15 protein-coding genes and 1 pseudogene are annotated in these 19844 nt (G+C 67.0%); 8 read left to right on the plus strand and 8 right to left on the minus strand.

Translation table 11 applies throughout. The annotated features are described in order from the left end of the window. Window positions 1-95: 95 nt before the first annotated feature. The 4 genes from H9L16_RS05360 (at window position 96) to H9L16_RS05375 (ending at window position 4166) form a co-directional block, all read left to right on the plus strand. On the plus strand, window positions 96-1265 hold the full coding sequence (locus H9L16_RS05360; RefSeq protein ID WP_187553523.1) for a class I SAM-dependent rRNA methyltransferase: 1170 nt from the start codon (window positions 96-98) through the stop codon (window positions 1263-1265). A 1-nt stretch (window position 1266) separates the two neighbouring features. After that, on the plus strand, window positions 1267-1974 hold the full coding sequence (locus tag H9L16_RS05365) for a VIT1/CCC1 transporter family protein (RefSeq protein ID WP_187553524.1): 708 nt from the start codon (window positions 1267-1269) through the stop codon (window positions 1972-1974). 39 nt (window positions 1975-2013) lie between these two features. Further along, window positions 2014-3567, plus strand: coding sequence for a DNA recombination protein RmuC (locus H9L16_RS05370; protein WP_187553525.1), 1554 nt, complete (start codon window positions 2014-2016; stop codon window positions 3565-3567). 140 nt (window positions 3568-3707) lie between these two features. Further along, window positions 3708-4166 carry a glycine zipper domain-containing protein gene (locus H9L16_RS05375; protein ID WP_187553526.1) on the plus strand — a complete coding sequence of 153 codons (459 nt, stop codon included), beginning with the start codon at window positions 3708-3710 and terminating at the stop codon, window positions 4164-4166. A 106-nt stretch (window positions 4167-4272) separates the two neighbouring features. On the opposite strand, the gene H9L16_RS05380 is transcribed toward H9L16_RS05375, so the two are convergent. The 6 genes and pseudogenes from H9L16_RS05380 to H9L16_RS05405 all read right to left on the minus strand — a co-directional run bounded on the left by H9L16_RS05380 (window position 4273) and on the right by H9L16_RS05405 (window position 8395). After that, a complete protein-coding gene (locus H9L16_RS05380; protein WP_187554061.1) occupies window positions 4273-5304 on the minus strand; it encodes an MlaA family lipoprotein in 1032 nt (343 codons plus the stop codon). Between the two features lie 23 nt (window positions 5305-5327). After that, window positions 5328-5621 (minus strand): STAS domain-containing protein, encoded by a 294-nt coding sequence (locus tag H9L16_RS05385; protein WP_187554062.1) that lies wholly within the window; start codon window positions 5619-5621, stop codon window positions 5328-5330. Next, window positions 5618-6283, minus strand: coding sequence for an MlaC/ttg2D family ABC transporter substrate-binding protein (locus tag H9L16_RS05390; RefSeq protein ID WP_187553527.1), 666 nt, complete (start codon window positions 6281-6283; stop codon window positions 5618-5620). The genes H9L16_RS05385 and H9L16_RS05390 overlap by 4 nt, the downstream gene beginning before the upstream one ends. A 13-nt stretch (window positions 6284-6296) precedes the next feature. Further along, a pseudogene (mlaD, locus tag H9L16_RS05395) lies at window positions 6297-6836 on the minus strand (outer membrane lipid asymmetry maintenance protein MlaD); the annotation flags it as partial. A gap of 18 nt (window positions 6837-6854) precedes the next feature. Further along, on the minus strand, window positions 6855-7604 hold the full coding sequence (locus H9L16_RS05400) for an MlaE family lipid ABC transporter permease subunit (protein ID WP_187553528.1): 750 nt from the start codon (window positions 7602-7604) through the stop codon (window positions 6855-6857). Continuing rightward, window positions 7604-8395 carry an ABC transporter ATP-binding protein gene (locus tag H9L16_RS05405; protein ID WP_187553529.1) on the minus strand — a complete coding sequence of 264 codons (792 nt, stop codon included), beginning with the start codon at window positions 8393-8395 and terminating at the stop codon, window positions 7604-7606. The genes H9L16_RS05400 and H9L16_RS05405 overlap by 1 nt, the downstream gene beginning before the upstream one ends. Before the next feature lie 222 nt (window positions 8396-8617). On the opposite strand from H9L16_RS05405, the gene recC reads away from it, so the two are divergent. Genes recC through recD form a run of 3 tightly spaced genes read left to right on the plus strand, consistent with a single transcriptional unit; the run spans window position 8618 to window position 17390 of the window. Next, window positions 8618-11956 (plus strand): exodeoxyribonuclease V subunit gamma, encoded by a 3339-nt coding sequence (recC, locus tag H9L16_RS05410; protein ID WP_187553530.1) that lies wholly within the window; start codon window positions 8618-8620, stop codon window positions 11954-11956. Continuing rightward, on the plus strand, window positions 11953-15567 hold the full coding sequence (recB, locus tag H9L16_RS05415; protein ID WP_187553531.1) for an exodeoxyribonuclease V subunit beta: 3615 nt from the start codon (window positions 11953-11955) through the stop codon (window positions 15565-15567). The genes recC and recB overlap by 4 nt, the downstream gene beginning before the upstream one ends. Continuing rightward, on the plus strand, window positions 15564-17390 hold the full coding sequence (gene recD / locus H9L16_RS05420; RefSeq protein ID WP_187553532.1) for an exodeoxyribonuclease V subunit alpha: 1827 nt from the start codon (window positions 15564-15566) through the stop codon (window positions 17388-17390). Before recB ends, recD begins: the two co-directional genes overlap by 4 nt. An 18-nt stretch (window positions 17391-17408) precedes the next feature. Here the strand turns inward: recD and H9L16_RS05425 are convergent, their stop codons facing one another. Then, entirely contained in the window at window positions 17409-18731 is a 1323-nt protein-coding gene (locus H9L16_RS05425; RefSeq protein ID WP_187553533.1) for a type II toxin-antitoxin system HipA family toxin, read from the minus strand. Between the two features lie 4 nt (window positions 18732-18735). Beyond that, window positions 18736-18939: a helix-turn-helix domain-containing protein gene (locus tag H9L16_RS05430; protein ID WP_233449412.1), complete on the minus strand. Its 204-nt coding sequence runs from the start codon at window positions 18937-18939 to the stop codon at window positions 18736-18738. Between the two features lie 488 nt (window positions 18940-19427). Here H9L16_RS05430 and H9L16_RS16125 point away from each other — a divergent pair, with 488 nt between their 5' ends. Beyond that, entirely contained in the window at window positions 19428-19793 is a 366-nt protein-coding gene (locus H9L16_RS16125) for an excalibur calcium-binding domain-containing protein (protein ID WP_229796552.1), read from the plus strand. The last annotated feature ends 51 nt before the right edge of the window (window positions 19794-19844 follow it).

A 19844-nucleotide genomic window follows, 5' to 3' on the forward strand; every position in this document is an offset into this window, starting at 1 on the left:
TGGGACCCGTAATGACGACGGCCGTGCGCGGAGTTACTCCCCTTCTTCGGCGACAATACCCGATCTCCGTTAGCCGCATGTCAAAAGGCAGTCCCATGGCCGAACCGCTCCCCGTCGTCCACCTCAAGAACGCCTGGAACTCCACCCACCCGTGGATCTTCCAGCGCCTGGTCGAGAAACCCGCGCAACGGCCCAAGCCGGGCAGCATCGTCGACGTGGTCGGGGTGGATGGAGTGTGGATCGGCCGTGGCTTCTACAACGGCCATTCGCGGATCGCCCTGCGCATGCTGGAGAACGACCCGGACATCGAGATCGATGCCGGCTGGTTCAGCCGCAAGATCGGCGAGGCCATCCAGCTGCGCCGGGAGATCCTCAAGCTCGATGACGTGTCGAATGCGTGGCGGGTGGTGCATAGCGAGGGCGACGGCATCAGCGGGTTGGTGGTCGACCGCTACGACGATCTCATCGTGGTCGAATTCTTCAGCGCAGGTGCCTACCGCCATCGCGAATGGATCTTCAACGCATTGCGCGAGCACTTCCCCGGCTGCCGCTTCCACAGCTTCGCCGACGAACACGTGCAGAAGCAGGAAAGCTTCGACTACAAGCCCACCCTGGGCACCCAGCCGGCGACCGTCACCGAGCACGGCATCCACTTCCGCGCCGATCCCGCGGGCGCGCACAAGACCGGCTTCTTCGCCGACCAGCGCGAGAACCGCGAATGGCTGTCGCGGCTTTGCGAAGGCAAGCGCGTGCTCGACCTGTGCTGCAACACCGGCGGCTTCGGCGTGTATGCGGCGGCGCGCGGTGCCAGCGAGGTGGTCGGCATCGACATCGACGCGGCGGTGATCGAACTGGCGAAAGAGAACTCGCACCTCAACAAGGTCAAACCGCGCTTCATCCAGGCCGACATCTTCCCGTGGCTGCGCGATGCGGCGGCCAACGGCGAACGTTTCGATGTCGTCATCCTCGACCCCGCCAAGATGACCCGCGACCGCGAGCAGGTGATCCCGGCGCTAAAGAAATACCTGGACATGAACAAGGCGGCGCTGGGCGTGGTCAAGCCGGGTGGCCTGTTCGCGACCTTCAGCTGCACCGGCCTGGTCAGCGAGGAACAGTTCACCGACATGATCCGCCGCGCCGCCTATTACGCCGGCCGCACCGTGCAGGTGCTGAAGGTCTCCGGTGCAGGTCCCGACCATCCGTGGCTGGCGCAGGTGCAGGAATCGCGTTACCTCAAGGCGGTGTTCTGCCGCGTGCTGGACTGACATGGCCAGGCTCGCCGCCCCGCACCACGAACGCCACCGCAGCGAACACATCGGCTGGCTGCGTGCGTCGGTGCTCGGCGCGAACGATGGCCTGATCTCCACCAGCGCGCTGCTGGTCGGCATCGCGTCGGCCAATGCCACGCCGCAGGTGATCCTGCTGACCGGCGTTGCCGCCCTGACCGCCGGCGCGCTGTCGATGGCGGCGGGCGAGTACGTGTCGGTCAGTTCCCAGGCCGATACCGAAGCCGCCGATACCGCCAAGGAAAAGCAGGAACTCGAGACCGCACCCGAAGCCGAACTCGCCGAGCTGACCCACATCTACGTCCAGCGCGGGCTGGACAAGGCGCTCGCGCAACAGGTGGCGCAACAGCTGACCGCGCACGATGCCCTTGGCACCCATTTGCGCGACGAACTCGGGATCAGCCAGGTGTTCGCGGCGCGTCCGGTGCAGGCGGCGCTGGCGTCGGCCGCGGCGTTCGCCACTGGTGCGTTGCCGCCGCTGCTGCTGGCCTGGCTCTGGCGCGGCGAGGGGCTGGCGATGGCGATCACCCTGGTTACCCTCGTCCTGCTTGCGGTGCTGGGCGCGCTGGCGGGGCACTTGGGTGGCGCGTCGCTGCGCAAGGGGGCCTTGCGCGTGCTGTTCTGGGGCGCGGTCGCGCTGGGTGTGACCGCCGGGATCGGCCATCTGTTCGGCGTGTCCATGGGCTGAGGTCGCAGGCGCTGCGACGCTCGCCGCTACACTGGCGGGATGGAATCTCAAACCCAATTTTTCGTCGTGCTGCTTGTCGGCTTGTTGGCGGTGGTCCTGCTGTGTGTGCTGTTGTTTCGCAAGCCGGAAGACCGCATCGAGCATGCCTTGCGTGAAGAGCGTGACCGGCTGGCTTCAGACCTCGAATCCGAACGAGGCGTTGCGCAGGCTCGGGCTGCCGAAGCGGCCAGGTTGGGCGAGCGTGTCGCTCGCCTCGAACGCACCGAAGCGGAACTTGCGAGTCGCGATGAAGAGCTACGACAGACAAGGCAGGTCGCCAGCGAACTGCGCGCCGAGTTTTCGGCGAAGACTAGTGTGTCGCAGCAGTTCGAAATGCGTGCGGACAAGGCGGAAGCGCTTGCTGAATCCTTGCGAGGCAAGCTGCGGGCACTGGAACAGGCGCATGCGGAAGCGCTGGCGAACCTGAGCCACAGCGATCGCACCAACGCGGAAATGAAAGCCTTTCTGGAAACCGCTCAAGAGCGCTTGTCGGGGGTTTTCGCGGAGCTCGCAGGCAAGACGTTCGAGGAGCGCACGCAGCAGGCGGCGAAGCAGTCTAAGGGCGACATCGAAATGTTGCTCAAGCCATTCTCGGAGCAGCTGTCCGGATTCCGCAGCCGGGTGGACATGTTGTATGGCGAAGAAGCCAAGGAACGCGCTGCGCTGGTAGGCAAGATTGATGAATTGAAAACACTCAACCAGGACATGGCGCAGCGCGCGAACGAACTAACCCGTGCTCTCAAGGGTAGCTCCAAGATCCGCGGTGACTGGGGCGAGTTGATGCTCGAGAACGTCCTGCAAGGATCAGGCTTGGTGGAGGGCGCGCACTACCATCGGCAGAAGTCCAGCACCACCGAGGATGGGCAGCGCGTGCAGCCCGACATCGTGGTCAACCTGCCCGACGAGCGTCGCATCGTTGTCGACAGCAAGGTGAACCTCGTTGCCTGGCAGGAAGCGATGAACGCGGCGACACCCGAGGAACAGCAGGAAGGTTTGCGCCGGCACTCAGTAGCCCTGCGCCAGCACATCAAGGAGCTGGGGGAGAAGAACTATCCAAAAGTCATCGGCGACGGCGCTCTGGAAGTCACCGTTGCATTCGTGCCGATCGAAGGCGCGTTGTCCGCCGCCTTGGGATTCGATGCATCGTTGCAAACCTACGCCTTTGACCAGAAGATCGTATTCGCGTCTCCCAATACGCTGATGATGTTGCTTCGCGTAGTTGATCGGTTGTGGACGCGCGACAAGATCCAGCGCGAAGCGCAGGAAATCGCCAGAACCGGCGGACTCGTGCTCGATTCGTTGATCAATTTCCTGGCTGATTTCGACAATGTCGGCCGGCAACTGGACGATGCGCGCGCGGCATTCAATGACGCGCGGCACAAGCTGAGTGATTCGAAGCAGGCATTGATTCCACGTGCGCAGCGTCTTGTGGAACTCGGTGCCAAGGGGAAGAAGGTGCTACCACTGGCATTGCAGGTCGAGGCGGAATCACTTGTCCAAGTGATTGGCAGCCTCCCGCACGCCGGGCCCGTGCTGTCGCGCGATGAGCCATGACATCGGTTGTTGGCTGACAGCTTCATGAAGGTGTACGACCTGCTCACGCGCGCTTGACCCTGCGCACACGCCCTCATCGCCATCCTTGGCCCCAGTCCGACGCATGGAGCGCCGGCGAACCCCACACCAAGGAGCAACACATGAACGTCAAGAAGGATCACAGCATCGGTGAAGGCACGGGCGCGGTTGCGGGTGCGATCGCAGGCGCTGCCGTGGGTTCGGCTGCCGGCCCGGTCGGTACCGTGGTCGGCGCGATCGCCGGCGGTGCGCTGGGTGCGAAGGGCGGCGGCGCGGTCGCCGAAGCGGTCAACCCGACCGAGTACGCCACCCACTTCGAGCAGTCCTACAAGACCACGCCGTACTACATCAGCGGCAGCGAGTGGCGCGACTACGAGCCGGCCTACAAGTACGGGTACGACACCTACGGCCAGTACCAGGGCAAGAAGTTCGAGGACATCGAGAACGAACTCGAGCGCAACTGGGACAGCACCCGTTCGCAGTCCCGCCTGGCCTGGAACGAAGCCCGCAGCGCGGTGCGCGACGGCTGGCATCACATCGAACGCCGCATGCCGGGCGATTTCGACAAGGATGGTCGCTGAGCCTGCACAGTCACGCGTGCATCGACGCTTGACCAGGATGACGAAGGCCGCCTCAGGGCGGCCTTCGTTTTTGCGCATTGCAGATCGCTATCGGGCGATGCGTGGATCAGCCGCCCGGGGTTGCCGGCGGCACCGTCTCGCCATCTTCCATCAGGTAGGGCGGGACCGCTTCATCCGCTGCGGGTGCGTCCTGGGTGCGTCCGTTCTGGTTGATCTGGTAGTTGCGTCGCTGCAGCCACATGTCGCGGAACAACGCGTATTCGTCCACCGCGCCCTGGTTCATCAGCCCTTCGATGGGCAGCAACTTGGCACGCAGATCGACCAGTTGCAGGCCCTGCAGGAACACGCGGGTCTTGTCGTCCTCGACATATTGCACGGGACGCAGGCGCGCATCGCCGACCAGGCCGATCATGTCGCGCACGGTGCGCGGGCCCAGCATCGGCAGTTCCAGATAGCGCGACCGTTGCCAGCCCCAGACCGCCAGCGTCTGCCCGAAATCCTCGCCGCGCTTCGGCATCTTCGCCTTGGTGGCAACGTCGAACAGTCCGCCGATGCCGACCGTGCTGTTGAGCAGGAAGCGCCCGAGCGCGTTGCCCGCGCCGCGTGGATTGCCTTGCAGCAGGCTGTTGACCACGGTGACCGGCTGACCGAGGTTGTCGAAGAAATTGTTCACGCCGATGCGCAGCGGGCGCGGAACCGCGGCAACGTAGGCGCGGGCCAGCGGCTTGGCCAGGCCGCGGTCGACGGCCATGTTGAACGCATGAACCCGGCGGTTGTATTTCTCCCACGGGTCGAAGGCCGCCGGTGCCGGGTCGCCACCCATCGCCAAACCGTTGCGGTCGCCGGGCTGGCCGTAGATCGCGGCGAAGTCGGCTTCGGCATCGCCTGGCGTGGCATCGGCGACGTGGCCGGTGGTGTCTTGCGGCTGGGTGGTGTCCGCGAGGACGGGCGTTGCCGGCACCGGCGGTTCGACATCGGTCGCAACCGATGGCGTGGACGTGTCCGCTGCGGCGACATCGCCCGCGATCGCCGGCGCATCTTGCGGCGCAGCGGTTTCCGCGGCGCGATCGCCGGTGGTCGCGCAAGCGCTCGCAAGCGCGCATGACAGCAGCAGGACGAGGGAACGCAACCGCATCATCGGACCATCCTTATGCAGGGACATCAGCGGCCGTCGTCGAAGGCCAAGGTGGGACGCAGGCGATACGCCGCCAGCAGGTCGGCCATGCCGGGGGGCATGCCCGCGATGTGGACATCCTGCATGCGTTCGGCCAGCGCGACCAGCATCGCCAGCCCGGCGCTGTCGATCGTCTGCATCGCGCTCACATCCAGCACGCGAGCGCCGGGTATCGCTGCGCTCGCCTGTGGCCACAACGCGGTGGCGGCATCGCGGTCCAGCCTGCCGGACAGCAACAGCCGTTCGCCGTCGCGATGCACGCTGGCTGCGGCTTCGATCACCTGGCCTTCTTGCCCGGTGCGGGGGCGGCCTGCATGCGGCCGGCGCGCAGGTCGGCGGCGACCTGGCGAATCGACTTCTGGGTCAGCGGCGCGGCGAACTGGTTCTTGAACGCCTGCACATAGGAAATGCCTTCGACCATCACGTCGAACAATTTCCATTGGCCGTTGACGTTGCGCAGCAGGTAATCGACCGGGATCGGCGCGCCACCCTGGCGCAGCATCTGCGTGCTCACGCGCACGCCGCGATTGCCGGGAAGCGGGGTCTCGGACTTCACCTTGACCTGCAACTTCGTGTTGAAGTCGAGCAGCGACGCGCCGTAACGCGCGGTCAGGTTGTCGGCCATCGCCGCGGCGAAATCGGCCACGTCGGCGGGCGCGGCGTTGCGGCCATGCACGCCCAAGACGAGGCGGGCCGCGTAGTCCGAATCGAAGCTGCGGGTGAACTCGGTCTTGATGAACTGGTTGAGCGCGGCAGGGTTCGCCTTGAACTCGGCGCGGCGGCTGTCCAGCGTGGCCAGCACGCGACCGGCGCTGTCCACCACCACGCGGCTGGCGGCACCCTGTTGGGCAGTGCTGGCGGGCGGCGTGGCGGAAACCGCGACGGACGATGGCGCGACGGTGAGCAAGGTGCACAGCACGGCGCTGGCAAGCACGGTCTTCATGGCAATCATGTTCTTCATGGGGTCTGTCCCTCGGGGCGGGCAGTGCGGCCGGATCGGCGGGCGCTTCGGTGGCGGCATCGTCGCCCGCGGGCGTGCCACCGCCGCTGAACATGTACTTGCCGACCAGTTGCAGCAGGTCGACCGCCGGCTGGGTGAAGGCGATCTCGTCGCCCGGCTTGAGCGATTCCGGATCGCCGCCCGGCGACAGCCCGATGTAGCTTTCGCCGAGCAGGCCGCTGGTGAAGATGCCGGCCGATGTATCGGCGGATAGTTCCTGGTAGCGGCCATCGATCGACAGCGTGACCACCGACTGGAACGTCTTCGGGTCCAGGTCGATCTTGCTGACCTGGCCGACCACCACGCCGCCGATCTTCACCGGCGCGTTGGCGCGCAACTGGCCGAGCTGGGTGAACTTCGCCACCAGCGGGTAGGTGCTGCCGCCGAAGCCGAACTGGCGGTTGGTCGAGGCCAGCGCCAGCACCAGCAGCGAGGCGAGCGCCAGCAATAGGAAAGCACCGACGGCAAATTCGAGTCGTGGTCCGCGGATGGCCATGGTCAGGGTCTCACTCGTTCAACGGAACAGCAGGGCGGAAAGGATGAAGTTGAAGACGAGTACCAGCAGCGAGGCATTGACCACCGCGCGGGTGGTCGCCACCGACGTGCCTTCGATGGTCGGCTCGGCGTGGAAGCCGACGTAGGCGGCGACCAGTGCGGCGATGCCGCCGAACACCGCCGACTTCAGCATCGAAACACCGAAGTCGTCCCAGAAATCGACGCTGCCGCGCAGGCCGGACCAGAAGCTGCCGTTGTCGATGCCGAGCACCTGCACCGCCTGGAACCAGCCGGCGCTGATCGCCAGCGACACGAAGATGCCGGTCAACAAGGGTACGGTCAGCACCGCGGCCCAGAAGCGCGGCGCGACGACCTTGGCGACCGGATCGATCGCCATCAGTTCCAGCGCCTTGATCTGGTCGGTGGCGCGCATCAGCCCGAGTTCGGCGGCGATCGAACTGCCGGCGCGACCAATGAACAGCAGCGCGGTCAGCACCGGTGCCAGCTCGCGATACAGCGACAGGCCGAGCAGGGTCGACAGCGCATCGACTGCGCCATACGTGCTCAGCGTGCGGTAGCCCTGCAGGGTCAGCACCAGGCCGACGAAGGCGCCGCCGACCGCGATGATCGGCAGCGAACGCGCGCCGACCTTGTAGATCTCGCGCACCAGTTCGGCGAGGAAGTCGCGGGTCGGCACCGAGCCGCGCAGCATGGTCAGCCCGAACAGGCCGCCACGGCCGACCGAGCGGATCGCCTCGGCGAAGGCCATCAGGCGGCGTCCCGCGTGCGCACTTGCGCGTCGAAAGCAATGGGTCCATCCGGCTGGCCGTCGAGGAACTGCCGCAGCAGCGGATCGCTAGTGGATTCCAATGCGGCCGGAACACCGGCGAAGACGATCCGTCCGTTCGCGATCACCACCACCTGGTCGCAGATCGGCAGGGTTTCGCGGACGTGGTGGCTGACGATGATGCTGGTCAGGCCCAGGCTGCGGTTGAGCCGCTGGATCAGGGCGGTGATGACGCCCGATGCGATCGGGTCGAGGCCGGTCAGCGGTTCGTCGTACAGCATCAGCGGCGGATCCAGTGCCAGTGCGCGGGCCAGAGCGACGCGCCGGGCCATGCCGCCCGACAGTTCGCGCGGCCAGGCATCGGCGGCGGCCAGCAGGCCCACCGCGTGCAGCTTCATCCGCACCAGCGCCTGCAGCACCGGCTCCGGCAAACGTGTGTGCGTGCGCAGCGGCAGCGCCACGTTCTCGGCCACGGTCAGGTCGGTCAGCAGGCCATTGCCCTGCAGCAGCACGCCCAGGCTTTTGCGCATCGTGAGCAACGCACGCGCATTGCGCGGTACCGGCGTGCCGAAGAGTTCCACGCATCCGCTGGTCGGCACCAGTTCACCGGTCAATGCCGACAGCAGCGTGGACTTGCCGCTGCCGGACGGACCCAGCACCGCGGTGATGCTGCCTCCCGGTACCAACAAGTCCAGCCCCGACAGGATCGCGCGCCTGCCACGATCGAGACGGACGGCCTGCAGGCGCACGGCGGGAAGGGAGGCATCGGTCATCGGGTAAAGCGGGATCCGTTGGCGGGGTCGGCGCGGCATCGAAACGCACGGGTTCGGCATGCCGGCGTGCGACACGGCTGAACTGATTGGTACAGGAATGGTACCCGTCCGCGGCACGGCCAGCACCTTCAGCCTGAACGAAGCAGTTCGCCACGGATCCGCATCGCAGGCCTGCACCAGGTCGCAGCCCGCGAGACCCGCTCCGGCACAATGCGATGACCGATGAGCCCCGCACCCGACTTCCGCCTCTATCACGGCAACGCGCTGGACGTACTGGCCGGCCTGCTGGCGGAAGAATTGCGCAGTAACGTGCCCGATCAGTCGCTGCTGGCCCCGGACACCATCCTGATCCCGCAGGTGGCGATGCGGCGCTGGTTGCAGGCCACGCTGGCCGCGCGCCACGGCATCGCCGCCAATCTCGAATTCCTCACCCCCGGCGAATTCGTCGCGCGCGCGCTGGATTCAAACCTCGGCGCATCGAAAGACGACCTCGACCTCGACACCCTGCACTGGCGCCTGCACGCCGCGCTGTCCGATCCCGCGTTGCGCGGGAAGCTGGCGATGGCCCAGCTCGCTGCTTATCTTGCCGATGCGGACCCGCTGAAATCCTGGTCGCTCGCCGGCGAACTCGCCAACGTCTTCAACAAATACCAGGCTTGGCGTCGCGACTGGCTGCTGCGCTGGGACGGCGGTGCCGATCCCGAAGATCCGCAGGCGATCCTGTGGCGCGCGGTCGCCGCGGGCCGCCAGCATCGCGCGCGGCGGATCCAGGATTACCTCGCGCGTTTCAGCGATGGCGATGCGCTGCCCGTCGGATTGCCCAGGCGTTTGTTCGCATTCGGTACGCTCAACATCTCGCCAGACGTGCTGCGCGTGCTGGCCACGCAGTCGCGCGTCGGCACGCTGCACTTTTACCTGCCGACACCGACGAAGCATTACTGGGGCGACCTGCAATCGCTGGGCGCACGCCTGCGCGAGGGCGTCGAACCGTTCGGCGACGAGGCCCGCGAGAACCCGTTGCTGCGCGACTGGGGCGCGGCGGGCAAGGACTTCATGGCGCTGCTTGGCAGCTACGAGGTCGTGCATCCCTCCGGCGAGATCGCCGCGTATGCGGATCCCGCGGAAGGCGCGAACGACGGCCTGCTGCAACGCATGCAGGCCGACCTGTTCCATCGCCGCGTGGAACCGTCAGGCAGCAAACGCGATGGCGTCGATGCCGCTGACGCCAGCCTGCAGTTCCACGCCTGCCACACCCGCCTGCGCGAACTGCAGGTGCTGCACGACCGCCTGCGCGCACTACTCGAAGACAATCGCTTCGATCCGCCGCTGCAGCCGCGCGACATCGCGGTGCTGGCACCCGACATCGATCCGTACGTGCCGTATCTCGATGCGGTGTTCGGCAGCGATGGCCATGCCGGACAGGCGATCCCGTATGCGCTGGCCGATGCCAGCCCGCTGGCCGGCGAGCAACTGGCCGATGTGTTCCTGCGCCTGCTCGCGCTGCCGGTGTCGCGCTTCGGGCTGGAGGAAGTGCTCGATCTGCTGGCCAGTCCGCCATTGGCCGAAGCCGCCGGCCTGGACGCTGCCGATTTCGAGCGCCTGCACGGCTGGCTGCATGCGGCCGGCGCGCGTTGGGGCATCGATGCGCGGCATCGCGAACGGCAGGGTGGGCCGCAGGACGATGCCTACACCTGGCAGTTCGCGTTGGATCGCTTGCTGCTCGGCCATGCCAGTGGCAGTGAGGATCACATCGCAGGCGTTGCGCCCTGGCCCGAGCTCGAAGGCGGCGCGTTGGCCGCGCTGGATGCGCTGCTGAAAATGCTGCGCACGCTCGCGCGCAACGAACGCGTCCTCGGCGAAGCGATGCCGCCCGCCCAGTGGCGCGAACGCCTGCTCGGATTGCTCGATGCATTGCTGCCTCGGCCGCCGTCGACGACCAGCGGGCAACGCGCGCTGGATCGCCTGCGCACGCTGGTCGACGACTTCGCGAAACAGGCGCACAAGGCCGGCTTCGATGCGCCGCTGGCGGCGGAGATCGTGCGCGCGCATTTCACCGCGCGACTGACCGAAGCGGACATCCGCGCGCCGCTGCTGACCGGCGGCGTCAGCTTCGCGCGGATGGTGCCGATGCGGTTGTTGCCGTTCCGCGCGATCTGCCTGCTCGGCATGAACGATGGCGACTTCCCGCGGCGCGACAGTACGGCCGGGCTCAATCGCCTGACGGCAGATCTCGGCACGGATCGACGTCGCCACGGTGATCGCTCCACCCGTGACGACGACCGCTATCTGTTCCTGCAACTGTTCTCTGCCGCGCAGGACGTGTTCTACCTGAGCTGGCTCGGTGCCGATCCGCGCGACGGCAGCGCGCGCGAACCTTCCGCGCTGGTGTCCGAGCTGCTCGCCGCTGCCGGCGACTACCACGCGCAACCGGAAAAAGCCGTCAGCGCATTGGTGCTGCGGCACCCGTTGCAGCCGTTCTCGCCGGCCGCGTTCGGTGCCGATGACGCGCGGCTCTTCAGCTATCGCGGCCATTGGCATCCGGCAGCCGGGCGACTGTCCGGCTCGCGCGAATCGCTTGCTCCGTGGCTCGAAACGGCGACTTTGCTCGCATCGCCGCTTGAAGCAGAGACCGACCTCTCGCTCGATGCGCTGCGCCGCTTCCTGCAAGCGCCGGCCGAGCAGTTCCTGCGCCAGCGCCTGGGCCTGCGCCTGCCGGAACTGGAGGCGGCGGCCGAAGACATCGAACCGTTGCAGGCGGCTGCACGCGGACTCGACCGCATGGCCTTGCAACGCGCGGTGTTCGACCGGCTGCTGGAAGGCGACGCTGCCACGGCGATGCAGCCCGCATTGCGCGCTCGCGGCTTGCTGCCATCCGGTCCGCTCGGCGCGCGCGCATTGGCCGAGGTGATCAAGGAAGTCGCGCCGTATGCGCAGGCCTTTGCGCAGTGGCGTAGCGGCGACGAGCCGACATCGCACGCGTTGCACGTCGACATCGACGGTCTGCGCCTGCATGGTCGCCTCGGTGATGTGTGGCCGAACGGCATCGCGCGATTGCGTTTCGGCAAGCCGAACGGCAATTCGTCGATCCGCAATGGACTGGACTGGTTGCTGGCATCGGCTGCAGGTTTCGATGTGCCGTTCGTCGAAGTCCGGGACGATGTCGATGCCGGTATCGATGCGCATGTGCGTGCACCACTTTCGCAAGGCGAAGCGATCGACGCATTGCGTAGCCTGATGACCTTGCGCCGCGACGGCTTGCAGCAACCGCTGCCGTTCGCGCCGTGCAGCGGCTGGGAGTTGTTCTCCGCGGAGGATTCCGAGCGCGGCATCCGCAACGCCGCCGCACGCTGGCGCGGTGGCGACCGGCAATGGGGTGAGGGCGACAGCGACGCGATCCGGCTCGCCTTGCGCGGCCGCGATCCATTTGCCGATCCCGCTGCGCTGCGCGACTTCGCGCGCATCACCGGCATCGTGTTCGGCTCGGTCACGCGTGGCATTCCGATGGCGATCGAACTCGGTGATGCCATGTTGCCGGATGACGATGCGGAGGACGCCGCATGAGCGACATCGCGCGCGATCCGTATCTCGATCTCCCGCTGGATGGCCTGCAGCTGATCGAAGCCAGCGCCGGTACCGGCAAGACCTTCACCCTGGCCACGCTGGTGACGCGCCTTGTCGTCGAGCGCGGCCTGCGTATTGGCCAGATCCTTGCGGTGACCTTCACCGAGGCGGCCACGCAGGAGCTGCGCAAGCGCATCCGCGAACGCCTGCAACTCACGCTCGATTTGCTCGACGCGCCTGCAGCCGACGACGACAGCGCGGAAGCTTCGCTGACCCGGCAACTTCTGGATGCGCATCGCACGCGCAGTGAAGAGAGTGACGAATCACTGCGTCGCCGCTTGCGCCAGGCCACGCTGGAAACCGACCTCGCCGCGATCTTCACCATCCACGGTTTCTGTGCGCGCGTGCTGCGCGAACACGCAGTGGAAAGCGGGCAGGGCTTCGATGCCGCCACGCTCCTGACCAATGACCGCGACCTGCGCGCGGAACTCGCCGCCGACCTGTGGCGCGTGCATGCACAGGACAGCGCAGGCGCGGACGATTTGGCGATGTTGTGGTCGGGTGGCTTCGAGGATCTGGCCAAAGACCTGCCCGCATTACTGCGCGAACCGGTGCTGTTTCCGCCGCTGGCCGATGCCGGGCTCGCCGCAAGCATCGATGCTCTGCAACGCGACGTGCTCCACGCACAAGTCGCGCTGCAGCAGGCGTGGAACGAGTACGGCGAAGACTTCCTGGATGCCCTCGCCGCTGCGATCGATGCCGACGTGATGCACCGCGGGCAATACAAGCAGACATGGCTGGCCAACCTGCGCCAGTGGCTGCAGGGCTTCGCCTGCGATCCGTGGCTGGCGGGCGCGCCGCATCCCAAGCTGGAAAAACTGACTGCGACCGCATTGGCGGCGGGCACCAAGAAAGGCAACGCGGACAGGACGCCCGTATCGGCGCATGTCAGCAACGCGGTGGCGTATTACCTGGATGCCTTGCTGGCACTGGATGGATTGCTCGCGCGCCGTCGCGGCAACCTGCTGCATCGCATTCGCGACGATGCGCGCGCACGCCTGGCGCTACTCAAGCAACAGCGCCGCGTGCAGACCTACGACGACCTCATCGACGGCGTCGCCGATGCGCTGGCGCAGGACGATGCTGGCACGCTGGTGCGGCAACTGCGCACGCAATACGCGGTCGCTTTGGTCGACGAATTCCAGGACACCGACGCACGCCAGTGGGCGATCTTCAATCGCGTGTTCGGGAGCGATAATGATGCGCCCGCACTGTTTTTGATCGGTGATCCCAAGCAGGCGATCTACGGATTCCGCGGCGGCGACGTCCACACCTATCTTGCTGCGGCGAACATCGCCGAGCCTGCGCCGCCGCTGTCGCATAACTTCCGTTCGCGTCCTGCGCTGCTCCGCGCCGTTGCCGCGATGTACGACAACGCTGGCGATGCGGCCTTCATCGATCCGCGCATCGGTTTCTTCGCGGTTGAAGCCGGCGGCAAGCGTCGCGACGACGGGTTCCTACGCAATGGCGAACCCGCACCCGCGCTGACGGTCTGGTGCGCACCCAAACCACCGGTCGACGACAAGGGCAAGCAGAAGCCGTGGAGCGCGAGCGAATCGCGCGAACTGGCGACCCATGCCTGCGTCGCGGCGATCCACGCCGTACTGTCGGAGGCGCGCGCCGGCAAGGCACTGATCGACGGCGAACCCGTGCAGCCCGGCGACATCGCCGTGCTGGTGCGCAGCCATCGCGAGGCCACGATGATCCAGCAGGCGCTGGCCTTGGTCGGCATCGCCGCGGTGGCGGCCGGCAAGCAGAGCCTGTTCGCCACCGCCGAAGCGCGCGACCTGCACGCGCTGCTGCTGGCCTTGTTGCACGGCGGCGATGACGGCCGCCTGCGCACCGCGCTGTCGACGGTGCTGGTCGGCGTGGATGCGCTCGGCATCGACAACCTCGAGGCAGATGCTGACGCGCACCGCGTCTGGCAGCAACGCGCGATGGGTTGGCGCGAACGCCTGTTGCGCGGCGGCCCGCTCGCGTTGATCGGCGACCTCTGCGCGACGCATGCGGAACGCCTGCTCGGCCTGCTCGATGGCGAGCGACGCATGAGCAATTACCTGCAGCTCGCCGAACTACTGCAGGAAGCGCAGGCCGGCGCGCTCGGGCTGCATGGCCTGGTCGACTGGCTGGGCCAGCGCATCGCCACCGCGGATTCCAACGACGAAACGCAACTGCTGCGGCTGGAGTCCGACGCGCGCCGCGTACAGATCGTCACCCTGCACAAAAGCAAGGGGCTGGAGTATCCGCTGGTGTTCCTGCCCTTCGTCGGCATCGGCGGCAAGCCGCCATCGCCCGGTCGCTGTTGCGTGGCGCATGACGCCGCCAGCGGCCAGCGTCGCCTGCACTGGGGTCTGGAGCTGCCGGAAGCGGAATGGAACACCGCCAGCGAGGCATGGAAGCACGAGCAACTGGCCGAGGATGCGCGCCTGCTCTACGTGGGCCTGACGCGCGCCGAGCACGCGCTGTGGATCGCCAGCGGAAATTTCTTCAACGCAGTGAAGACGCCGCTGGCGAAGATGCTGGGCGATGTCGATGCGTTGACCAACGCCGGCATCGTGTTCGATGCATCGCGCTCGCCCGATCAGCTGGCACGGTTGCCCGCCGAATCCGATGCCACGATCCCGCCCGCGCGCAGCGTCACGCGCCGGCTCTCGCACGACTGGTGGGTCTACAGCTTCAGCCAGTTGGCCAAGGCCGATGCCGGCATCGAGACCGCCAGTGCGTCCACCTTGCCCGCGAGCGGAGGCAACGACGAACCGGACGCCAGCGAAGACGCGCCGGTCGACACCGACTTCGACGCACGCTTCGCCGGCAACCGCTACGGCGTGGCCCTGCACGCGGCGCTGGAACATGCGGACTTCGCGGCATGGCGCGACTGGCGCGCGGGCGATGTTGCGCCGAACGACGAGGCCGACGTCATCGTCGACGCGCTCGGCAAGGAAGGCTATGGCGCCGACGTGCTGGAGGACGGCGTCGCGCTGACCACGCAGTTCGTCGGGCAGACGCTGACCGTCGCGCTGCCGGAAGGCGTTCGCCTGTGCGATGTGCCTGCCTTTGATCGCCGCGCGGAAATCGAATTCCAGTTCTCGCTGCGCACGACCCAGGTCGATGCGCTGCTGCAACTGCTGCACGCGCATGGCGTGGTGCGCGAGCGCAACGGCTTCGGCCTGCGCCAGCGGCTGGAAGGCCTGATGACCGGCCTGATCGACCTGACCTATCGCCATGCCGGCAAGTGGTACGTGCTCGACTACAAATCCAACCGCCTGCCCGCGTATGACGCCCCCAACCTGCAGCGCGCCATGGCGCACAGCGAATACGACCTGCAGGCGCTGATCTACACGCTCGCCCTTCACCGCTGGCTGCGCTTCCGCCTGCGCGACGGCTACGACTACGCCCGCGATTTCGGCGGCATCCGCTACGTGTTCTGTCGCGGGCTGGATGCGGATCGAGACGACTCGCCCGGCATCCATGCGCAACGCTTCACCCCGGAACTCGTCGATGCGCTGGACGCGTTGTTCGGCGGCGGCGATGCCATCGGAGCCGCCGCATGAGCCTGCTGCGCGCCCTGCAACAGGCCGGCGTCTTGCGCACGCTGGACGATGCACTGGCCAACACCATGCGCCGCCTCGATCCGGACACGCCGGACGATGTGCTGGCCGCCGCCGCGTTGGCCTCGCTCGCTGTCGCGCAGGGACATGCCGGCTTCGATCCTGCATCGCCGCGGCAACTGGTCGATGCCGATATCGCCTGGCCCGATGCCGAGGCATGGCGGCAGCAACTCGCCGCATCGCGCTTCGTCGCCACGCCGGCATCGCCGATCGATGAAGCGCAGACCGCGCCGCTCGTCCTCGACAACGGCTTGTTGTATTTGCGCCGCTATCGCGAATACGAACGTCGGTTGGCGATGCAACTCCGGCGCATCGCATCGGCGCCGAATCCGGAGATCGGAATCGAACCGATCGCGCTGTTGTTCGCGACACTGTTCCCGGACGCACATAGCGGCGACCACCAGGCCCGCGCCGCCGCCCTCGCCCTGCGCCGCGCGTTGCTGCTGGTCACCGGCGGTCCCGGCACCGGCAAGACCACCACGATTGCTCGATTGCTCACCCTGCGCGTTGCGCAGGCGAGCCGAGCCGGCACCACGCCGCCGCGGATCGCGCTGGCCGCGCCCACCGGCCGCGCCGCCGAACGCATGGCGGAAAGCCTGCGTCGCGCCGTCGCGCAGATGGCCGAACAGGGCATCGGCGCCGCCTTGCTCGAAGCGCTGCCCGCGCAGGCCAGCACCCTGCATCGCCTGCTCGGCACCGTTCCGGACTCGCCGCGCTTTCGCCACAACAAAGACAACCCGCTGCCGTTCGACATCGTGGTGGTCGACGAAGCCTCGATGGTCGACTTGCCGCTGATGTGCAAGCTCACCGAAGCGGTGGCCGACGGCGCGCAACTGGTCTTGCTGGGCGACCCCGACCAGTTGCCCTCGGTCGAAGCCGGCGATGTGCTGGCCGCGATCCTCGGTGCCGCCGGTGCCGGCGATGCGTTGTCGATGGGCGATGCGGCCGCGTTGCATCCATTGCTCGGCGACGTGCCGGTCGATGCGGGTACGAACCACCTGGTGGGCCATCGCGTCCACCTCCAACACGGCTGGCGCCAAAGCGAAGCCTTGCACCTCGCGCCACTCGCCGAGGCCGTGCGCAACGGCGATGCCTTGGAAGCGCTCTCGTTGCTGCGCGGCGGCACGCTCTCCAATGTGCATTTCCACGAAGGCGTGGACGATCCGCTGCAGGCGCGGCCGGATCTGCTCGCGCACTTCCGCACGCTGGCCACGCACACCGATCCCGCGCAGGCGCTGCGGCAGGGCAATCGGCTGCGCCTGCTCACCGCGCTGCGCGAAGGCCCGTCAGGCGCGCGCGGCCTCAACGCCCGCATCGAAGTCGCACTCTCCGGCCGCCGCATCGGCACCCCGCCCGCGTGGTTCCCCGGCCGCCTGCTGCTGATCACCGAGAACAGCTATCGCCACGGCCTGTTCAACGGCGACGTCGGCATCTGCCTGGCCGATGCCGACGGCACGCCGCTGGCCTGGTTCTCGGGCGAAGGCAGCGACCACGTGCGCGCCTTCCATCCCGCCGCGTTGCCCGCGCACGAATCCGCCTTCGCCATGACCGTGCACAAGGCGCAGGGCAGCGAGTTCGACGAAGTGTGGTTGCAGCTGCCGCGCGCCGACAGCCGCGTGCTCAGCCGCGAGCTGCTCTACACCGGCCTGACCCGCGCGCGTTCCGCATTGCATGTCGCAGGAACTGCGGATGTGATCGCCGCCGCGCTGGCGCGCCATGCGGGGCGGGTGTCGGGGTTGGGCTGGCGGTTGGGCGCTACGGAATGACGATGATCCCGTGATGGTTCACGCCTCGGGTTGCATCGCCGCCAGCCGGTCCGCAGCCTGCCTGAGGCCATCGAAGATCGACGTCGCCACGTGGTCGGGATAGCCGGGAGGCAACCGCGCTTGCACCTCCGCGATTGCCGGCTCGACGCGGTCCAACAGTTCGATGATCCAGGGCTCGGCACCGTCGGTGATCCCGCAGGCACGCGCGGTGGCGTTCCAGTGCCGTCGGCGGATCTCGGTGATACGGCGGTGGCGATTCTTGCCCGCCACCGACATCGCCAGCGCTGCGTCGTGAGGGTCCAGCTGGCCGGGACCGCGGCCGAGGATCGGATACACCGACAGGACATCGTAGATGGGCGTCATGCGGAACCGGCCGCCCTGTTCGATGTGCACGCTGAAGTTCTTCGCGTGCCCGTCGGTGGCGGCCAGCATCCAGAACAGGAGTTGGGTCCTGAAGAAGGTGGCGCGGTCCTGCGGTTCCAGGGATTGGCGCAACAGATCCATGATCTGCACGATGCCGGGACCGCCATCGGCTTCGTACTTGCGCGAAGGCGGCAGGCCGAAGACCTGGCACATGTCCTCCTGCGGCAAGCGCATCCACCACGTGCCATCGCGCGCCAGCCTGCGGTCGAAACGCTCCACGATCAGCACGCGTTGCCCGTCGAACGACTCCATCGCCGTGCTCGCAACGGGAATCCCGAATGCGTCCAGCAGCTGCATGCACAGCCATTCGTTCTCGGCCGAGAGTTCCATGTCGGCGCGCATGTTGCCCACCAGCCCCAACGGAAGCTTGAAGATGTGGGTGCTCGGTGTGCTGCCGATCGGCAGGCACCACTGTCCGTCATGGCGAAGCAGCCCGGTCTTTTCCTGCGCACCCGCAATCGAGATGCGGAATTCCCCGTCGTCGCCCGCCGCCTGGCCGGGCAGTGGACGTGCGGTGACGCGCCGAAGCACATCGGCGACCTGGCCCTCGCTCAAGGGTGTGGATCGAATCTCGTGGAGGTCATCCGGTGCCCGCTCGTCCGGCAACAACTGCACCGCCCCCACGCAATCGCGACCGATTTCCCGCAGCAGTTCGAAGGTGCCGGCCGAGCGCAGGCGGAAACGGTCGCGGATGCGGTTGCGGATCTCCGCGTTGTCCGGCAGCAGGTTGTCGAAGTAGTCGGAGACCACATGGCCGCGGTGGTCTTCGCCGGAAGGCAGCAGCGGCAGCGAAAGGGACAGTGGCCGGGCGCGCGGCGAAGCCAGCCACGCGGGCAGGTAGCTCAACCGTGAACCCGACGCGGCCTGTTGCCAGGAAGCGACGGCTTCACCGTTCATCCAGACGTGCAGCTCGGCCATGGCCTCACCACTCCGTCGGGTCTGTGGGGACGGCGCGCGCGCGCAGGGACACTTCCAATCCGAGCACGGCCCAGACCTTCATCAGTCGCTCGAACGTGGCCGTCTCCGGGCGGCTTTCCAGCGTGGTGACGGCCTGGCGGGTGATGCCCAGCTGCCGGGCAAGGTCGGCCTGCGTCAGCCCGCGCTGTTTGCGCAGGGCGCGCAGCAAGGGGCCAGCTGCCCTGGCGTATGGATCGTGTAGGCGTTCGTATCCATGGCACCCGCGAGATGTGTCGGAGTGCTGGCAATTTATACATTGCCTTTTGCAAATGCAATCTTTAGCTTTCCTTTCGGAAATGCAATTGATCGGTTGCTTCTGGTCGGCTTTCCGACGGCTGGGCCCGCGCGCCATGCCGGTGGTGTCGGGGTTGGGGTGGTGATCGGGACTGTCGGGCGTAGCGCATGCCGTTATGGGAGGGGCTTCATGAAAGGCCAGGCGCTCGATCCCGTGGGACAGGCTTCAGCACGAGTCCGCGAAAGGCGTGGTGCTCGCTCCTGTGGGAGGGGCTTCAGCCCCGACTGTGCGAAATCGGATCGCGATGGAAACGCACCCGCGATGCCAGTCCAGCAACGCCGCTCATCCCGTGTGAACTATTACCACCCCGCCACGTGAAGCCACTGGGGCAGAATCGGGCGAAGCATCGGAGTGAGGACTCCATGAAATTCACGAGCTTCATTGCACTGGTCGCCATCGGCGCGATCGGGCTGGTCGGCATCGACCGCTACCAGGCGCACGTTGCGAAGGTCGAGGCGATTCCTGTCGCGGCACCGAAACGGCGCGTGCCACCACCCGAACCGGTGGCGATGCCGGTGGAGGATCGGTCCTGGATCAAGCCACGGGATAACGCACCGATTGCCGCGAGCGCGGCTCCCGCGCCATCCGCGCCATCTCGATGCGATGGGCGTACGCACTGCTCGCAGATGCGCTCATGCGAGGAAGCGACGTACTTCATCCAGCACTGCCCGAATACGCAGATGGATGGGGATAACGATGGGGTGCCTTGTGAGAGGCAGTGGTGTTAGATGCTCAAGGGCCAGCGCTGGATAAGCCGACTCCACCCAATTTCTATGTCT

Source organism: Thermomonas carbonis, from assembly GCF_014396975.1.
Taxonomy (GTDB): Bacteria; Pseudomonadota; Gammaproteobacteria; order Xanthomonadales; family Xanthomonadaceae; genus Thermomonas; species Thermomonas carbonis.

What these genes read in the sequence shown, in the direction of transcription:
- H9L16_RS05360 (WP_187553523.1), top strand. Translation starts at nt 96, where the DNA reads ATGGCCGAACCGCTCCCCGTCGTCCACCTCAAGAACGCCTGGAACTCC.
- H9L16_RS05365 (WP_187553524.1), top strand. Translation starts at nt 1,267, where the DNA reads ATGGCCAGGCTCGCCGCCCCGCACCACGAACGCCACCGCAGCGAACAC.
- H9L16_RS05370 (WP_187553525.1), top strand. Translation starts at nt 2,014, where the DNA reads ATGGAATCTCAAACCCAATTTTTCGTCGTGCTGCTTGTCGGCTTGTTG.
- H9L16_RS05375 (WP_187553526.1), top strand. Translation starts at nt 3,708, where the DNA reads ATGAACGTCAAGAAGGATCACAGCATCGGTGAAGGCACGGGCGCGGTT.
- H9L16_RS05380 (WP_187554061.1), bottom strand. Translation starts at nt 5,304, where the DNA reads ATGATGCGGTTGCGTTCCCTCGTCCTGCTGCTGTCATGCGCGCTTGCG.
- H9L16_RS05390 (WP_187553527.1), bottom strand. Translation starts at nt 6,283, where the DNA reads ATGAAGACCGTGCTTGCCAGCGCCGTGCTGTGCACCTTGCTCACCGTC.
- H9L16_RS05400 (WP_187553528.1), bottom strand. Translation starts at nt 7,604, where the DNA reads ATGGCCTTCGCCGAGGCGATCCGCTCGGTCGGCCGTGGCGGCCTGTTC.
- H9L16_RS05405 (WP_187553529.1), bottom strand. Translation starts at nt 8,395, where the DNA reads ATGACCGATGCCTCCCTTCCCGCCGTGCGCCTGCAGGCCGTCCGTCTC.
- recC (WP_187553530.1), top strand. Translation starts at nt 8,618, where the DNA reads ATGAGCCCCGCACCCGACTTCCGCCTCTATCACGGCAACGCGCTGGAC.
- recB (WP_187553531.1), top strand. Translation starts at nt 11,953, where the DNA reads ATGAGCGACATCGCGCGCGATCCGTATCTCGATCTCCCGCTGGATGGC.
- recD (WP_187553532.1), top strand. Translation starts at nt 15,564, where the DNA reads ATGAGCCTGCTGCGCGCCCTGCAACAGGCCGGCGTCTTGCGCACGCTG.
- H9L16_RS05425 (WP_187553533.1), bottom strand. Translation starts at nt 18,731, where the DNA reads ATGGCCGAGCTGCACGTCTGGATGAACGGTGAAGCCGTCGCTTCCTGG.
- H9L16_RS16125 (WP_229796552.1), top strand. Translation starts at nt 19,428, where the DNA reads ATGAAATTCACGAGCTTCATTGCACTGGTCGCCATCGGCGCGATCGGG.